Source organism: Bradyrhizobium huanghuaihaiense, assembly GCF_025200885.1.
GTDB lineage: Bacteria > Pseudomonadota > Alphaproteobacteria > Rhizobiales > Xanthobacteraceae > Bradyrhizobium > Bradyrhizobium huanghuaihaiense.
Genome location: NZ_CP104172.1, coordinates 8,107,818 through 8,124,826 on the forward strand (window position 1 = coordinate 8,107,818; position 17,009 = coordinate 8,124,826).

The following is a 17,009-nucleotide window of genomic DNA, read 5'->3' on the forward strand; positions in this document are numbered from 1 at the left end:
TGCGAGTCGCACCCACCTGCGCAGAATGCATATGGGCTGCACATTGCGCACCGATTTGTGGTCACGTCGCGCGCCTCGAATTCTCCTTTAGAAATCATCGATGACGCCCTCTGGTCGTGGTCCAACTCAGTAAAATCGACTTCGGGTCGCCTGCCATTCCGGAAACACAGGATCGCGGCCACGCCGCAAACATATCCAGCTTATGACCCAAATCCCCTAGATCATCGAGAAACGCAGCCTTCGCATTACCGGTCCGCGAACGGGTAATTCATTCAGCTAGCTACGCTTGTTAGGATCGCCCGCACTTGGTTGAGCGCGCAGAGTGTGTGGTGGAACGTCGACCAGCAGCACGCTTTCGAACTGCGTTTACGAACCATCACTGCCGTCTTCGTGTACGGGCTAGTCCGCCTACCCCCGCTGTTCCGATCAGCACGACTTCAGTACCTAAGCCGGTACGATCACCTCTCTTCAGCTTGCGACACGCATACGGCCGCCACGTCCCCGCCAGGGGGGACGGACCGACCACAACGTTAATACAGGGATCCGACGGCCGTCGAGCTTTCAAGAGCGTTATGCGCCGGTGATCTCACCTCGCCTAGTGGTCCACGGCGCCGCGTCACAATCGGCGACGAAATAGAAGCACGCCCTCTTCAGTGGCAACGGAACTGCGGCCGTTACTTAAGAAGACCCAGACGCCGCGCCTTGACGACGCACTCGGTCCGGCTGGTCGTTTCCAGCTTTCGCATCGCATTCTTGATATGAAAGTTGACGGTGTTTTCGCTCACGCACAGGATGACTGCGATGGCCCAGCATGACTTCCCCTTCTCCGCCCATCGCAAACACTGTCTTTCCCGCTTCGACAGCACAACTTCTTGCCCATCCGCCATGAATTTCTCCTGGAGCCGAGAGGACAAGAACGAGATCAGCAAGTGCCATGCCACTCAGTGGCACCCGCAAACTCTCGCGGCAGGACAAGTTCTTCGATTGCCGGTCCGTTCTCGGGAGACGGCCATCGAACTGCAGCCCTCTCGACGGGCTTGCGACATATGCCGCAACGCAATAGTAGCATTTACGACAATCGGTAGCAGTCGATATTTCCACATCTGTGTGAGCTGGATATCACCCTTTGACCAGGCGCTCTTCCCGCCAGGGCTGAATGCTCTGTGAAGGGCCGTAGCAGGCGGCTCGCGCGCCCAGATCTTTCACTTGCACTAAAGCTTTCCTTTCCAGCGTGTCGGCTCGACGCTAATCGACCATAACGACAGGCTAGCGTTCGGCGCCAATCCTATGGCGATCATGCAAGCTTTTACGCCCCAATAAACTACCAACGCTGGTCATTGATCGACATCACGACAAAACAATATGAACAGTGAAGTTTGCACCAATCGAAGCTCGGGCTTCAGGATTTCTGTATGCAGTATCAGCCACAATCCGTGCGGCCTAACGCAGGTCATCAATGCACTCGTCCGTCGCCTGTCGAAGTGCTTCGCGCCCAGGTGTGCTCGAATGATGATCTATCGTTTCTGATGGAAGCACATGATGGCTTGTCTGCGACGATCGCCCAGCGCTCAGGATTCAAGGGGCTCTGGGCCTCTGGTCTGTCGATTGCCAGTTCGCTCGGCTATCGCGATGCCAATGAAGCTTCATGGACCCAGCTCGTCCAGAGCGTCGAACGCATAGTAGACTCAACCGAGCTACCTGTGCTCGTTGACGGTGACGGCGGCTTCGGCAATTTCAACAATGCGCGGCTTGTCGCACGGAAACTTCATCAGGCTGGCGCGGCGGGCGTCTCGCTTGAGGACAGTTGCTTCCCGAAGCTGAACTCGCTCATTGGTGAGCGGCATCCGCTCGCTGATATCGAGGAATTCTCCGGTCGCCTACGGGCCGTGAAGGATACCGTCGCTGAACACCTTGTTCTCGTGGCTAGGATCGAAGCGCTGATCGCTGGACATGGATTGAATGAAGCCATCTTGCGTGCTCATGCCTATGCCGACGCAGGTGCCGATGCAATCTTGATTCACTCGCGAAAAAGTACCGCGTACGAGATGCTATCGTTTGTCAGCGAGTGGCGGAACCGGCTGCCCGTTGTGATTGTTCCGACGACCTACTATCGAACGCCAGTGTCAACCTTTCGCGATGCGGGGATCTCCACGGTCGTCTGGGCCAATCACTCCTTGCGAGCTGCGGCAGCTGCAATGCGGCGCGTCTGCGATAGTATCGCAGCTCAAGAGGACGTTACGGGCATTGAATCCCATATCGCCCCGCTCAGCGAGATATTCGAGCTTTTGAGGTATGACGAGCTTGCCGCGGCCGAAAAGCGATATCTGCAGCCTCGGTAGTCCATGCTGAGAGGGTTTATCACATAACGCCCCCTTCCTCGAAAGTCCTCCGATGTGCCCCTCTCGTGGTCTCACTTGAAGTGTCAAACAACAGGCAGTCGACCCATAATGCCGGAAAACCTTTGCACAGCACTAAACAGCTTCCCCTCGCCAGGTGTATGCAATCCACACAGCGGATGATGCACTTGGGTGACGACCTACCCCTTTCGATCTCCGAGACGATCTAGACAGGTCTACGGTGCCGAACGGCAGAACAGGACGCTCGCGATGCCCACGCAGTTACGGCGGGGATTAAAGAAAGCGAATGAAATGCCAGTGAATGCTCCCAAGAATGCTCTCATTCTTGCCGCTGGCGTTGGCTCTCGTCTGCGGCCGCTAACGGATCTAACCCCGAAATCCCTTGTGCAAGTTAACGGCACTCCCATCCTGCACAACGCGCTACATAACCTTGACCGTGTCGGCGTCGAACAGGTGACGATTGTTGTCGGATATCGCAAAGAGGCGATCAAAGATAGCTGCGGTGGCCGCTTTGGCAGGGTTGACGTCAAATATGTCGAATCCTCCGTTTACGATCGTACTGGCAGCGCCTATTCGCTATGGCTGGCGCGTGCCGCACTGCTTTCCGGAGACTGCTTCCTTCTTGAGGGCGACGTCTTTTTCGAGGAAGATGTATTGCGGCAGCTGCTCGTCAGTGAAGCGCCCGACGCGGCTGCTGTCGCTCCCTTCCACAAGCTGATGCAGGGATCCGCGGTGCTGTTGTCCGATCTTGGCTTCATTTCAGGGTTTCGTTTGAAGCAAACAGCGAGAAATCTCATCGCGGGTGACCCGCCTCTTTACAAGACGATGAATCTGTTACGGCTGTCCGCGTCTACTCTGCGGACAGAGGTTATTCCGGCCCTAGACGATATGATCAAGGCCGGAGCTATCCAAGCCTACACCGAGGAGCTACTTTCCTTTCTCGTGGAAACACAAGGCCTGCTGCTTGCTGCGGTGAGATGCGATGATCTCAGGTGGTACGAAATCGACGACGCGGAAGATCTGCGTACCGCCGAGCGCATCTTCGCAAAAGCCGACGTTTGATCCAACCGCGCAGTCCGCGAAGCTCTCACCGGAGCGGCGTCGCTTCGGCATCTGACGGTTGCGATCTTGCATGTCACCTGACACCACCATGACCATCGTACCAACAAGTATGGTGACATCTTACCGACGGTCACCGGTCCTGAATTGAAACGGATCATAGTCGGCGCTTGTCCTTATGTCTCGCCTGCCGGCGTCCATGGCAGGAAAAGCCTCGGCGTTTGTTCTCGGAAGGTCCCGCCAGCCTGACTCCGCGCCAGGTCTCCGTCCCCCACTAACGCGGCAAATCATACCGGGCAGCTAACCTTCTTAGCCTGGTTGTGCGATGCCAAACGCGACCGGGGTATTGACCAGCAGGACCGCGCCTACCGCCGCCGCACCGATCAATAACACGATCGGCACATAGCCGAGGGCGAATGCGGTGGATTTTCTGAGCAGATCGTCCGGCAGGTTTGCGGCCTTGTGCAACATTCTGATTTTTCCATCCGCATGGTCTTCCGCCTGGATGTTTTCCCAAATCCAGAAACCGGCATAAATTGTGAGGAAGCCCAGTGCAAGCGCCATGGCCCTGCGCGATGCGGGATCCGGTATCATGTTCTCCTTCGAAATCAGGACGATGATGCCGCCCATAACGGACACCAGGATGGTGACTGACCAGGAAAAAATATCCCATTGCTTCTTGCGGCGATAATCGAGTTCATATCGCGCAAGATCGAGCGCTTGCTTGTAGTCAGGTTTTGTTTCCTGCTGGCCATTTGACATCTCACGTCTCCGGCGATGCCCGATATCTCGAGCCTAATCCAACCGCACCCGATTGCAACCCCCGATCGTCTGTAAATACTGGTACATCCCGGCCTAAGATAGCCTGATCGAGGCAAGCTGAACGAAAGCGAGATAATTCGCTGCCAGTTTGTCGTAGCGCGTTGCCACCCGACGGCATTGTTTGATCCTGTTGAAGAACCGCTCGACCAGGTTGCGAGCGCGGTAGAGATACGGGCTGAAGCAGATCGGATCGCTGCGATTGCCTTTTCGGCGGGATGTTGGCCCACGCGCCCTTCTTCATGGCAAGCGCTCTCATCCAATCGGCGTCATGGCGAGGGTCGGCAAGCAGCATTGACCCGGATTTCAGAGGAGACAGCAGTTTCCCGGCAAGTCGAATGTCGTGTACCTCGCCGGGGCTCAGCGCCAGCCGTACCGGCAAACCATTGCTATCGACCGCCGCATGAATCCTGCTGGTCAAGCCGCCGCGTGATCTTCCCATCGATTGGCTGGTTCGTTGTGATGCAGGCTCCATGCTGATGCACGCGGACAATCGAGGTGTCGATCATCTGGACAGCGGCATCGTGGGCAGCGGCAAGTGCGTGTATGATGCGGCCCCCAAACACAGCCCGCCGCCGGCGGACGAACCGGTTGTAGCAAGTGGTGTATGGGCCAAACGCCGCCGGCAGATCACGCCAAGATGCTCCAGATCGCAAGACCCAGAAGATATCGTTGAGGACAAGTCGGTCGTTAGCCCGAGGAATGCCACGCGGTTTGTTGGCAGCATCGGCTTGATGGGCAACCCATTCATAGTCGGCGAGTTCCCTGCGGGTAGCGTCGAAAATGACCCACAATAGGGCATCTGGCGGACAAGGAACTCGCTCAGAACCAGCAAGCGCGATCTATTTCGCTATATTGCTAAATGACAATATAACTATTACCGACCCTGCTGCGGCTGAAATGGGTAGGTATTTTCAACCAGCATATTTTTCCTCCAAAGAGGAGCCGTCAGAAACTGATCGCCGCGCGAGAGCGCCATCAGAATCTCGAAGAAGAAATCCACCGGCGGTACAGGACGGCGATCTCGATCTCGCGACGCCTGGTGCGATTACCGCGCTGATCGAGCAAGCCGCACGCCACTACCACAGATGCGCGCAAGCCGCCGGAGATCCAGGCGAGATTTTGATGTCGCTTGTTGCGTTGTGTACTGCAATAGCCGAGGTGCATCCAAGAGAGGCCATAGACTTAGCGGAGCAATTTTATCAGCATCCGGACAAGGATGATGCCTTTGCAGATGCTACCGCGGACGCCCTGCACGTCGCGTATAAGGCCTTAGGAGACGCTGTGCGAGCAGAGCGGCAACGCGCTATCGCCATTCGGCTTCGGCTGGTAGATGCCGAACGGCATGGCACCAGCGGGATCGGTTGGCCAGGGCGGACGTCTCATCATCATGCGAACATGATCGGGCATCAAATGCCCCGCCTCGACCCCGCATGTCTTCTGCATTGCCAATCTGCGAATACATCGTATGTAGCCTGCTTGGGCCGGACATTCTTGCTCCTCTCTCATTGTGCCAGAACGGGTAGGAGAAGGTCGGTCGAATTCGGTGTATTCATTGCGAGCTCGGTGCGCGGCTGCCGCTTAACGCCATAGCTTGTGCGGACCCTGGCGACAACGAGGTTGATGTCACGCCATTTGTATAAGTCGCCTGACAATTACGCGACTGTTCGAGATGCGACTTGGCATGCCTCCGCTATGGATTTGGTCACATGAGCCTCAGTCGTGGTTTCACGAGGGGACAGGATGACTCCGCTCCTCGAATACACTTCGCGCGGATCCGCCACACGGATCGTTCTTGTTGGCAGGAATCGGCCGGCTACTGGGTCGCGCTTGAACAACGGGGCTTCTCCTTTTTGTCAACCGCGCGCATGCCATGAAATATGCGCTGCTCAAGAATGGAGGCCATCCAGAAAGCATCATCGAGGTTACGCGTGAGATTGAACTGGAGTTTTGCACTAGCTCATGAGCGCCGCAGCGTCATATTTTGCAAACAGATCATCCTCGAAGGGGTGAGCCGGACATTAGCCAAAAACAACCTTAGCCCAATGCAGGCTTGCCATACCCGCCGCTCCCGTCCATGCCGGACGCCAGTACTGGGATCGACCTTAGCCGAGCAATCCAGCTTAACTGCCGACCCGCATCCGTAGCGAAATGTCCAGCTTTTTCTTCGCGTGTCACCTACCAATGCTAGCAATTGATCGAGCCGTTAGAACAATGTCACTTCGGCGAACAAAGAACACAGACCGACCGGCGCGCCGGGAGTCCGCATGCTAGATCAATCAAATTCTCTCCTCGCCGACGGCAGCGATCAAGAGGTTAGTTCTTCCCGTGCTGATACGCTGCGTCGCGAGGTCTGCTCCAGCGCCGAACGCTCTTTCCTGATGGAAGAACATGATGGCCTCTCGGCTGCGATCGCCGAGTGCGCAGGCTTCAAGGGTCTTTGGGCGTCCGGTCTATCGATTGCCTGCGCTCTGGACTACCGCGACGCCAACGAAGCGTCGCGGACCCAGCTTGTCGACGCGGTTGAACGCTTCGTAGATTCGAGTGAACACCTATTGCGACTTTCAGCGCCGACCCTCAAAGCGACGATTGTTCCAGCGCTAGACCAGATCATGGGGTCCGGCGCGACTCAGGCCTACATCGAAGAGCTTCTTTCGTACCTTATTGCACTGCGCGGCCTTCAGCTCGCCACGACGCGGTGCGAGCATGTCAGATGGTACGAAATTGACACGACTGAAGATCTGCAAAGTCGCAGAGCGACTTTTCAGGAGCGTGCAAGACCGAGGCATGCTTCGCAATGGGTGACATTTCGATGCTCAAATACCTCTGGGACCCGGCGAACGTCATAACGACTGGCGGCCTTATCTTTTCGTCCGTCAGTCTGTTTCTTGCGCTCTCCAATCGCCTTGAACTGTCGATAGCGACAGCACTTTGGGCGGTCCTGTCCGACCACCTCGACGGAGTAGTGGCAGCTCACACGAAAAATCGCCACCCAGATTTTGCCAAGATGGGAAAGAGCCTCGACGGGTTTGCCGACATTATCTACGGAGCCGTCTTGCCCGCGGTAATCCTGATCCAGCTCAGCGGGCCCTCCGTTTTTGGCCTAGTCACTGCGACCTGCCTGCTCGCAGCAGGAGCAATTAGGCTGAGCTACTTTGACAATTTCGGCCACTTACGTGATGGCAGCTTTCTAGGGCTCCCACTATCATACGACATTCCTGTGATGGCGATCATTTTCCTGGCTCGACCGTGGGTTCCAGTTGATCTTTTCGCACACTTCACGCTCAGCACTTTCATCCTACTCGCAGGACTCCATGTCGCGTCGATTCGCGTCGCGGCGCCGAATGTGACGATGTACGTCGCAATCTCAATATTCGCCGTCATCGCTTCATCGACCCTGGGATTGCGAGGCCTCAGCTAAACCAGCCTGGCTATCGCTACGGATCGCTAGACCTTCGCAAGTTCGTCCCAGACTTAGGTGCCCGAGAGACGTCAGACGCCGGTTTGGGGTGTTAAGCAGCCGAAAGGAGGGCTGGATGTTAGCAAGCAGCATCTTTAAGGGAGCAGCGTTTTACTATGCTCGCTACCAACCGGAGTATCCGCACGAACTGTTCAGGTCGCTCAGCGAGCATCTTTTTCTAACACGTGAAAGTCGGATACTTGATCTTGGATGTGGTACCGGACAGATCGGACTTGGGCTTGCTCCTGGCGTTGGACATGTGGACTGCGTCGATCCAAACCGCGACATGCTGGGCGAGGCCGACCGACTTTCCTCCGAACGCGGGCTGCTCAACATTTCGCTGATCGAAAGCGCCGCCGAGGAGATGGATTCGGGCTTGACCGGCTACCAAGGGGCCACGATCGCCAGTGCCTTTCATTGGATGGACCGCTCGCTCGTTATGGAGACGCTTGATCGTCGCCTGCTATCATCCGGCAAGGTAGCGATCATCACAAGAGTTCGCGACGAAGGCGTACCGAATGATTGGTGGAACAGAGTCTGGGAGTTCGTGCACACCTGGTGGGGAGGCCATTTTCCCGCCGGACCTGGCGATAAGCGCCGCGAATTGCGGGTGGACCACGAAGCTGTTCTGCGCCGGTCGGCGTTTTCGAGCATCACAAGGAGCCACATCCCTTACACGGTGTTTTGGACGTCCGAGAAACTCGTCCAATATATGTATTCGACATCAAAGGCCTGTCCAGGCGTACTAACCCAGAGGAGAGATGAATTCGACGAACGATTGCGCTCTCTACTTCACCGACTGTCCCCGGCTCATACGTTCATCGAAAGATGCCACTTAGAAATCTTGTACGCCGGCCGGTACTAAGGGCGGAGTGCAGACGAAATCGTTCTTCGGGTACTCGGAAACATTTAACCCTACGGAGCTTCGCACACATGGAGATTGTGCTGAGTTTCAATCGCTCTAGGTGCAGCCTTGATCGAGGACGCGTTCTGTCGCGGCTCGCGATAATAGCCCATTCTGAGCGGCAGAACGACTATGCACCGGCTTCTACGTCTGCTGACGAGCTTGGTCACTGCGCGTGGCCCTGGCCGGGATCATCGAGCCAATCCCAGTTACCTCCCAGAGCTCTGATCAGTCTTAAAGCCCTGCTGCTCGTCCCGGAGCAACTGCGGCTGACCGGGACACGCGGTATTTGTGGTAGAGACGGAACCGCCGATTCCGCCATCAACCACATCATGCGAAGTTCACCTCCCGACCTCGCTTCTATCCTTTGCCGGCGGAGATTCGGCCAACAGCCACAGCGTTGATGTAGTGGCGTATCGGCCGCTCGAGGAGATTCCAAATGTCTGGTGGTGAAACGACGGCGCAGATTGATATGACGCGGACATGGGCGCCTGAAGTGCCAGCTTTCCGCGAACATGTCGAAAGAAGCCTCACTGCGGCGGCGCGCGCACCGGATCTTGCTAGCACAATACAACGCCATCGCTTCCACGGGAGTGCACGTGACAAACAGGCCGCTGCTTATTGGTTGAGGAACCGCCTCGGCGCGCCCCCTACTCCTACGCGCCTACTGATGACAGGTGGCACTCAGAACACGCTAACGGTCCTGTTCTCGCTCCTAGCTGCCAAAGGAGCTGCCATTGCGGCCGAAAAGCTGACATATGCAGCGATCGGCCAACTCGCAATGCTGGGGCGGATTAGGGTTCTGCCCGTTGACATAGACGAAGACGGTATGTGTGACGATTCTCTTGAGTCATTATGCAAAGCTCACAATCTGGCGGCCGTTTACATTAATCCGACCGGTCATAATCCGACGACCTCAATGATGTCGCTTGAACGCAGACAGAGCCTCGTTCGAGTGGCCCGCAAGTACGCTCTTCCCATCATCGAAGATGATGTACATGGCCTTATAGCGAAGAACGCGCCCCCTCCGCTGGCCTCGATCGCCCCCGATCTCACCTGGTACCTGATGAGCGTCTCAAAATGCTTGGGCATCGGATTGAGGACTGCGTATCTTATTGCGCCGTCGAACGACAGCCTTGCCGATCTTCTTCGACAAATACCGAGCGTCTCGAGTTGGTTTGTACCAGGGTTATCCGCGGCAATTATCACTCACCTGATTGAAAGTGGTGCTGCAAGCCAGATTGTCGGACAGATATCCAAGGAGATCGCGGCCAGGCAAGACATTGCGCAGGAGATGCTTGGGCCTCTAGGGGTGATGCACACGAACAAATCCTCCTTGCACGTCTGGATCGACTTGCCATCTCCCTGGACAGCTGAGCCATTCATCCAAGCTGCTCGATTGAATGGCGTAAGCCTGCGGCATCCACGAGTGTTTGCGACATCTGGCGTCAACGTCGAACACAATATCAGAGTGTCGTTGATCGCTCCAACCACCCACGAGGACCTCCGACGTGGACTGCGCGTTCTGGCGGACTTACTCCTCAGTCGGACTTAACTCGCGATCACGGCAACTCAGGATAGGTGTAAGGATAGATGTTGGCGCCAGAATTTGCGTATCTCAACGGCCGAATTGTCCCATGGGATGACGCCAGGGTACATGTATTCTCGCCGGTGGCGAAGTATGGCATTGGTGTTTTTGAAGGAATACGCGGCTACTGGAACGAAAATGTCCAGCAACTCTATCTGTTTCGTGTTGCAGAGCACCTCGAGCGATATGCCTTCTCGCAAAAGGCAATGAGGTTCGATGAGCCGATCTCCAGCGATAAGCTGATCGAGGCACTCATTCACCTCTGCCGTTCAAATGCATTTCGCACGACAGTGCATATTCGGATGATGGCTTTCATTGATGGGCCTGGCGACTTGGTAGCAAAAGGACCTATAGGGACTGCCATTACTGCCGTGCCGCGCGGAACCACCAGACAATCAATTCAAGGCGCTTCTGCTCAGATCAGTTCTTGGATGCGCATGCCGGACAACGTCATGCCCGCACGCATCAAATGCAATGCGAACTATCATAATGCACGATTGGCTATGATGCAGGCCAAACTTGATGGGTACGACATCGCTTTTCTCCTTAATTCAAGAGGAAAACTGGCCGAGGCGCCAGCAATGTGCATTTTCATCGTACGCGATGCTCAGTTGGTAACGCCAAGCGCGACCAACGATATACTGGAATCGATCACACGCCAGACTGTTATTCAGCTAGCGCGTGAATACCTCGGGGTAGACACCGTCGAGCGCGATGTCGATCGGACGGAACTCATCGTCGCGCAGGAGGTGTTTTACTGCGGCACCGGCGCCGAGATCACTCCGGTGATTTCAGTCGACCGCATAGTAGTAGGGAGTGGTCAACCCGGAGCTATCACACGCCAGCTGATCGAGATCTACCGAGCCATCGCCACTGGAACGAATACCGCACACCAGTCATGGCGAACTCCTGTCTTTTGAAGACATTGATGACGTGGTCATTGATGTCATCATCGTCGATTCGTTTCCGGTTCTTCAATCCAGAACTGCCGCAATGCTCTTCCCCCGCAGACGCTGTTGCGGTCGCTAACCTCGGCAAAGAGCGCGCTACCACACCCGAGCGTCGCTATCCGCACCACAGCGCAAACGGAATGGGGACACACCTCCTTTCTCGCTCTTCACCTACTGGCATTTGTAGTCTGCGTCTTGAGCGCTGCCTGATAGGATCGACCGCCTGATTGAACGCAGATCTGACGCATTCGTCCTCACTCCAGGTACCCTTGGACTTTTGGCGGCATCCGTCCGCGTGGGGAAGCGCTGCTCTTGGTTATTTAATACTCCACTCGAGGATCGATATGAATGAACGGGTGACATGGCAGCTCTATAACGGCGCCGCGCTGGACTACGACGAGTACAGGCCGCGGTATCCTCACGTGGTCTTTGATATCCTCACCAACTATCATTCGGCACTTGCGCCACTGCGGTCAGCCGCAGACATCGGCGCGGGGACTGGGATTTTCAGCAGACAGCTCATGGCGTCAATGCCGAGCATTGAGCGCCTCACCTGTATTGAGCCAAACTGCGATATGGCCGCCGTAGCCAAGGAACGATCCGCGACAGTTCGCGGCCTCGACGTCCTCGCCGGATTTGCTGAAAATCTCCCACTCACAGATCATTCATGTGAACTTGTGACGGCAGCAACGGCAGCTAACTGGTTCGATCGGCCTATATTCTACCAAGAGGCTGCACGGGTGCTGAAGCCTTCCGGAACATTGCTGCTCCTACAGAACAAGCATCGGCACGAGGAAAGCACATTTCTCGATGATTTCGCCAGCCTTCAAGAGCGCTACATCCCTGGATTTTGCCGAGACCACTACTCTGATTTCTGGGGCGGTTATGGGAAAGCTGATTTCGAAGCGGAACTTCGCTCGAGTCACGATTGGGCGGCTGTAGAGCGCCATAATCTCAAATGGCGCCAGACGATCACGGCAGAGCAGTTTCGCGGCTACTGTCAATCAGGACATATAAAGACGGCGATAGCTAAGTTTGGCGCGGCAACTATCGCCAGGGAGCTCGACGCCCTTTTAGACCGGCACCAGGACGCGTCAGGTTATGTCACCGTTGACTGGCTGACCGATCTCGTCTTGAGCAGAGCCCCACCTTGAGGAGAAACCCGAGCGGAATCGCTTACTCACCTTATCCGAGTTGCCGAAAGTCGCTGGGTGATCGACGTTTGGCTGACATCTAGGCTCGATGCCGGTCGCGCAGGACTGTTGAGGGAGCCGCAGCAGCTCGCGTGATCGGTGCAGATGCTCGTCGGCCCATCTTTAGAGAGATGGGTCGTTTCGCGCTGCTGCGCTGGAATAGGCCTGGGCTGTCTGCGGCGCCGCCTAGACTGCACGCAGAGAAGGAGGCGTCTCAGGATTGTGTTCGTCACCCCGTCAGCACCAGCTGGGAGCCATCCAAGCCGGCTATGATTTGCCATGGACTTGGTCTCTTCTTCGCATCCCCAACATGCTGACAACGGCTGGTCCTTGAGAGTGCCCCAGATAATGACCGGGCCATCTCAGCGCAACCGAACAGCCTTCCTTCCCGCTGAAAACGGAAGGACACGCTTTCGCCTCAAGGCAGCGGTGTGGCACCGCACCAAGCCGGAAGTTGTCCGATTGCTCGACAGCCGTCTCGAGTGTCACCACAGCCGAATATGCACCTGATCAAACGAGGACCACATGTGGGCCGAGGTCATAGCACACCACGCTTCAACTGCACTTTCGAATAATCCAAAAGCCGATGAGCTGTCCCGGACAGCTTCTTGATCCGGGCGTCTTCCACTTGACGGCTCAGACTGCCTCCGGTGGATGAATTGGATGGTCCGCCTATAGATTGATTTCGCTCGCAATCGCACGAGTACACCCTCGCAATAGCATTGCGGGCAAATAGCAAGCGCCATCGCATCTTACAGGCAATCACATCGAATTATCCGATGCCTGTCATCCTGCAGTTGCGGTCACGATGCCAAACACAGCGCGCAACGGCTCTAACCGCGTCTGAGGGACCCTATGCGCGTTAAGATGAACAGTAACCATGTACAAAATGATCAGACAAGACTGCCATACTCGACATCAGGACATGCGCTCCGCTTTCGCTTCATTGCCAAAGCGGAGCTAGCGGTTGCATGTATCCTCACAGCTAGTTCTATCGCCGGAACGGCGCTGGCACAGACGACCAACATGCCCAATTCCAAAGCAGCCGCTCCGAGCGAGACCGCTAAGAAAAATGTTCAGAAGAAGATGGTCCAAGTTGGAACTGATACTGATAATAAACGAACAGCGCGTCCTGGCGCCCGCGCAGCCAAAGCTACCACACTCCAATCCGACCAATTCGCAAAGTTCGAAAACCTCCGCATAAAGGGATTGGAAGTCAACTTGCCTGGGCCAGCCGATAGTTTGATTCAGGACAAAGGGGGCATAAGATCCGCGCTGGCAGAGATTGGAATCGGATACATTGCCTGGACGCAAAATACTTTCGTTAACAACCTTCTGCCCAATGCAGCCAAGAGCACTATCGCCAACCAACTCTATAGCGGACAAAATCCGACTTTCTATACCCTAAATTACATGATGGTGACCTATGATCTCAGCCGATACGGGATACCCGACGGTCAGATCATTGTCGGAACCGAGCAGCAATCTTGGACATGGCAGCCCGGCGGCCCAGATAGATGGGGGATCAATACGATCGCCTACTACCAAACCTTTCTTGATCGGAAGCTCGAGTTCAAAGTCGGGTATCTCATGAACTCATATGAACTAGCCGGCACCGTGGTCGGAGGAAATCCAGGAGCAAACGTCTTTGGACCCTCATCAAATGTGCTGTATCAAGGTGGGATGAACTTCGCGCCGGCGCCGACGCCATCTCTCAACCTGACCTACCATTTCGATGATCGGCTGTATAATAAGGTGTCACTCCAACGCTCTACCAGTCCAGACGGGGTGTTTGCGCATATAACTGCAAATCCAACGGGCTTAAACTGGAGTACAGCGAACGCGGGCATTCTGTTGCTCGATGAGAGCGGTTATCGCAACCGCGCGGCTCCCGGCTTACCCGAGACGTGGTTGCGAGCGGGTGTTGGCTTCAACAACAGTCACTACACGAACTTGGCACATCCCACCCAACCGAGAGCTGACGAGAATAGTCTTTATTACGTTGCTGCCGACAGGCAACTCTGGCAGAGCCATGTCCATGATACCGCATCTCGTGGCATCTATGGTGGATTTTCGGTCATGGGAGCTCCGCCTGACCTCAACAAGGTTAGCCAGTATTATGAGGTTCGGCTTTACACGGTTTGGAGCGGATTTGCAGTTGATGCTGCGGCGGCTAAAGGAAATCTCGTTCATCGGGACGCGAAAGCAATCTCCGGAACATATACTGCGCATCTTGGCCCCGGAATTTACGCGAGCTTGGGGCTGACATATATTGATCACCCGACAAGCATCACATACACGCCCCAAATCGGCCATGCCCTAAACTTCTCAGCGTCTACATCGATATTCTTCTAGCAAAGTCGCTCGCCAAATACATGAAGCCGCTCAAGACTGGATCAGCTAGATCGTAGCGCCTCGGAGCACTAGGCGAGCCGACACGCATATGATGCGGCCGAAGTTATACTCAAGCACGCGCGGGCGACGCCAATGGCGTCCCCTCGCAGTTTCATGGGTAGGTCCACACCCGATCCATGCATACAGAGCCCCAACGAGCGGCTCGTTAGTGGGAATTTTCGACCTTTTGCGTCAGAGAGGAGCTGAACGCCTGCGCTTCTAGCCCGGCGCTCAACCTGCCAGCCGCAGCCTGGGCGGTTCTCGCAATGAACCGGCCCTTGCTAGGGGCGGACGCCTTCAGGGCTCGATCTCGCGCGTCGCGCTCGGCCGCGGAGATGATCTGTCGTTTTTTTCCGAGGACACGCACAATTGAATGCTGAGCATTCCCCAGACCACGCAGTGATCACATGTTGCGCGTTTCTCATATACTTTCTCGATGCATGTCATTTGCATGTCGCCATCTCCATCTTGAAGTCCTTCGCGAACCAGCGCGATCGAGAGGTCGAGGAATATCCTGTGATGAGATGTAGAAGCAATGGCAACGCGCCGTTGACGGCCGACCTATCGGAAACGCTCCAGCCTGACGTCTGCCCCTTGAGTCCACTGGTCATCGGCGCAATTGCTGCACAAACACATGCCTGCGGGTCGAGCGGCCGGCTGAAGCGCTTGCTCGCTGAATTCTTTTATTGGAGACTAACGATGAGACGTCTACTTGCGGTGGCTTTGTTCTTGCTGGTTTCGATTGTTATGGCCAGACCGAGCATGGTTTACGCCCTGGAACTGCGTGTGAGCTATTCGCCGGCCAATTTTTCTCCGATGTACAATGCAATCGCGGCTGAATTCACGAAAACGTACCCCGAGATAACAATCAAGTTCGAAACGGCGAAGAGCTACGACGAATTATTACAGAGTACTTTGCGCGCCCAATTGATCGACGACGCGCCTGACGTCGCGCACCAGGGCCTCAATTATATACGACTGCTGGCCGATCGGGGCCTCGCCGTACCGCTCGAACCCTTTATCTCGGGCGAACAGGAGTGGAACCAGCAGGGTGTTGCCGACGCCATCCGAAACATCGGATCGATCGGCGACAAAGCCTATGCCGTTCCTTATGCACTGACGACGCCAGTGCTATTCTACAATAGTGCCCTGCTCGCCCGCGCTGGCGCTGACCCTGCGAATCTCCCCGAGACCTGGGACGGCGTTTTCGATTTGGCACAGAAGATCTCAAAGCTGGAGCCGAACGTCAGCGGGTTCTACGTGGAGTACAATGCCAATGGCGCATGGGGCTTTGAAACACTGCTTTTTGCGCATGGCGGCAAGATGATGACCGAGGGCGAAGACGATATCACATTCGACCAGCGGCAGGGCCTTGCCGCTATGGCAACCGTAGCGCGCGCCGCCGATTCAGGTATGATCGACTTGTCGCGTGACAATGCCCGTCAGTCCTTTGTTGGCGGCAAGATTGGTATCTACTTGACGTCCAGCAGCCTTCTCGCTGATTTCGAACAGAAAATCGGTCAGCGCTTCGTGCTTGCGATGACGCCGATCCCTTTGGCTCACGACGGCAAGACGTTGGCCGCCGGCAACGGAATGATGATGCTAACCAAGGACCCGGCGCGGCAGGAAGCAGCGTGGAAATACATCAAGTTCGCCGCAAGCCCGCGGGCACAGGCGATCATGGCGGCGATGACCGGCTATACACCAATCAACACGGCTGCTCTGTCGGATCCACAGCTACAGAAGCTTTATCTGGAAAAGCCGAACTACAACGTTCCGCTGCGGCAACTTGGCAATCTGAGGGCTTGGTATGCATTTCCCGGCGAGAACAGCACGAAGGCTGCGGCGATGATCGTGGACAAAATGCAACTAGTGTTAGGCCGTAAACTCTCGGCGCAGGCGGCGCTCGGGGATGCCGCCAAGGAGGCGCGCAAGCTCATTCTGAAGAGGTGATGCCGTGCTAAGGCGCGGCTCCTATTGCGAGTGCGCCTACGCACGGAGAGATGGCTGGTTCGATGCAGTAAAAAATTGGCTAAAGAATTCATTCTGCGGGGCCTATTATCGGTGTAGCAATTGTGCGATGCCACTGCATTCGGCGGCGCTGCTATCGCTCAATTGACCGCCGGCGACGTGTCAGCCGGGGGTGATCGTCATCATAGCAGACCAGCGCGCGAGGATCTCACGGGGGCGCGAGCATCCATCTTCGGCCTGACACCGAGCGCTAAACCTAGGACTCTAGGAAGAGCATCGGTCTGTAGCGTACTCCTCCATCCCGTGTTGCACTC

Annotated in this window: 12 protein-coding genes and 2 pseudogenes; 10 read left to right on the top strand and 4 right to left on the bottom strand. The window is 55.9% G+C overall.

Annotated elements, in window-relative coordinates; all coding sequences use genetic code 11:
• Positions 1–674: 674 nt before the first annotated feature.
• On the bottom strand, positions 675–887 hold the full coding sequence (locus N2603_RS38085; RefSeq protein ID WP_260386217.1) for a response regulator transcription factor: 213 nt from the start codon (positions 885–887) through the stop codon (positions 675–677).
• 525 nt (positions 888–1,412) lie between these two features.
• On the opposite strand from N2603_RS38085, the gene aepX reads away from it, so the two are divergent.
• Together aepX and N2603_RS38095 are read left to right on the top strand one after the other, a co-directional pair.
• Positions 1,413–2,339 (top strand): phosphoenolpyruvate mutase, encoded by a 927-nt coding sequence (gene aepX / locus N2603_RS38090; protein WP_425248948.1) that lies wholly within the window; start codon positions 1,413–1,415, stop codon positions 2,337–2,339.
• Between the two features lie 309 nt (positions 2,340–2,648).
• Positions 2,649–3,419: a phosphocholine cytidylyltransferase family protein gene (locus N2603_RS38095; protein WP_260424355.1), complete on the top strand. Its 771-nt coding sequence runs from the start codon at positions 2,649–2,651 to the stop codon at positions 3,417–3,419.
• A 306-nt stretch (positions 3,420–3,725) separates the two neighbouring features.
• Here the strand turns inward: N2603_RS38095 and N2603_RS38100 are convergent, their stop codons facing one another.
• The 3 genes and pseudogenes from N2603_RS38100 to N2603_RS38110 all read right to left on the bottom strand — a co-directional run bounded on the left by N2603_RS38100 (position 3,726) and on the right by N2603_RS38110 (position 5,645).
• On the bottom strand, positions 3,726–4,178 hold the full coding sequence (locus N2603_RS38100; protein ID WP_260386218.1) for a hypothetical protein: 453 nt from the start codon (positions 4,176–4,178) through the stop codon (positions 3,726–3,728).
• Positions 4,179–4,271: 93 nt separating this feature from the next.
• Positions 4,272–5,020: pseudogene (locus N2603_RS38105) on the bottom strand (IS5 family transposase).
• A gap of 487 nt (positions 5,021–5,507) precedes the next feature.
• Positions 5,508–5,645, bottom strand: a complete 138-nt coding sequence (locus tag N2603_RS38110) for a hypothetical protein (RefSeq protein WP_260386219.1) — start codon at positions 5,643–5,645, stop codon at positions 5,508–5,510.
• A 971-nt stretch (positions 5,646–6,616) separates the two neighbouring features.
• On the opposite strand from N2603_RS38110, the pseudogene N2603_RS45040 reads away from it, so the two are divergent.
• From N2603_RS45040 to N2603_RS38155, 8 genes and pseudogenes are all read left to right on the top strand, one after another.
• A pseudogene (locus tag N2603_RS45040) lies at positions 6,617–6,781 on the top strand (isocitrate lyase/phosphoenolpyruvate mutase family protein); the annotation flags it as partial.
• 266 nt (positions 6,782–7,047) lie between these two features.
• Positions 7,048–7,656 (top strand): CDP-alcohol phosphatidyltransferase family protein, encoded by a 609-nt coding sequence (locus tag N2603_RS38125; RefSeq protein WP_260386220.1) that lies wholly within the window; start codon positions 7,048–7,050, stop codon positions 7,654–7,656.
• Between the two features lie 115 nt (positions 7,657–7,771).
• Positions 7,772–8,560, top strand: coding sequence for a class I SAM-dependent methyltransferase (locus N2603_RS38130; protein WP_260386221.1), 789 nt, complete (start codon positions 7,772–7,774; stop codon positions 8,558–8,560).
• Between the two features lie 478 nt (positions 8,561–9,038).
• Positions 9,039–10,154, top strand: a complete 1,116-nt coding sequence (locus tag N2603_RS38135) for an aminotransferase-like domain-containing protein (RefSeq protein ID WP_260386222.1) — start codon at positions 9,039–9,041, stop codon at positions 10,152–10,154.
• Positions 10,155–10,192: 38 nt separating this feature from the next.
• Positions 10,193–11,107, top strand: coding sequence for a branched-chain-amino-acid transaminase (gene ilvE, locus N2603_RS38140; RefSeq protein ID WP_260386223.1), 915 nt, complete (start codon positions 10,193–10,195; stop codon positions 11,105–11,107).
• A 374-nt stretch (positions 11,108–11,481) separates the two neighbouring features.
• Positions 11,482–12,291, top strand: coding sequence for a class I SAM-dependent methyltransferase (locus N2603_RS38145; protein WP_260386224.1), 810 nt, complete (start codon positions 11,482–11,484; stop codon positions 12,289–12,291).
• An 894-nt stretch (positions 12,292–13,185) separates the two neighbouring features.
• Positions 13,186–14,685 (top strand): carbohydrate porin, encoded by a 1,500-nt coding sequence (locus N2603_RS38150; RefSeq protein WP_260386225.1) that lies wholly within the window; start codon positions 13,186–13,188, stop codon positions 14,683–14,685.
• Between the two features lie 408 nt (positions 14,686–15,093).
• Entirely contained in the window at positions 15,094–16,677 is a 1,584-nt protein-coding gene (locus tag N2603_RS38155; protein ID WP_260386226.1) for an ABC transporter substrate-binding protein, read from the top strand.
• Positions 16,678–17,009: the final 332 nt, after the last annotated feature.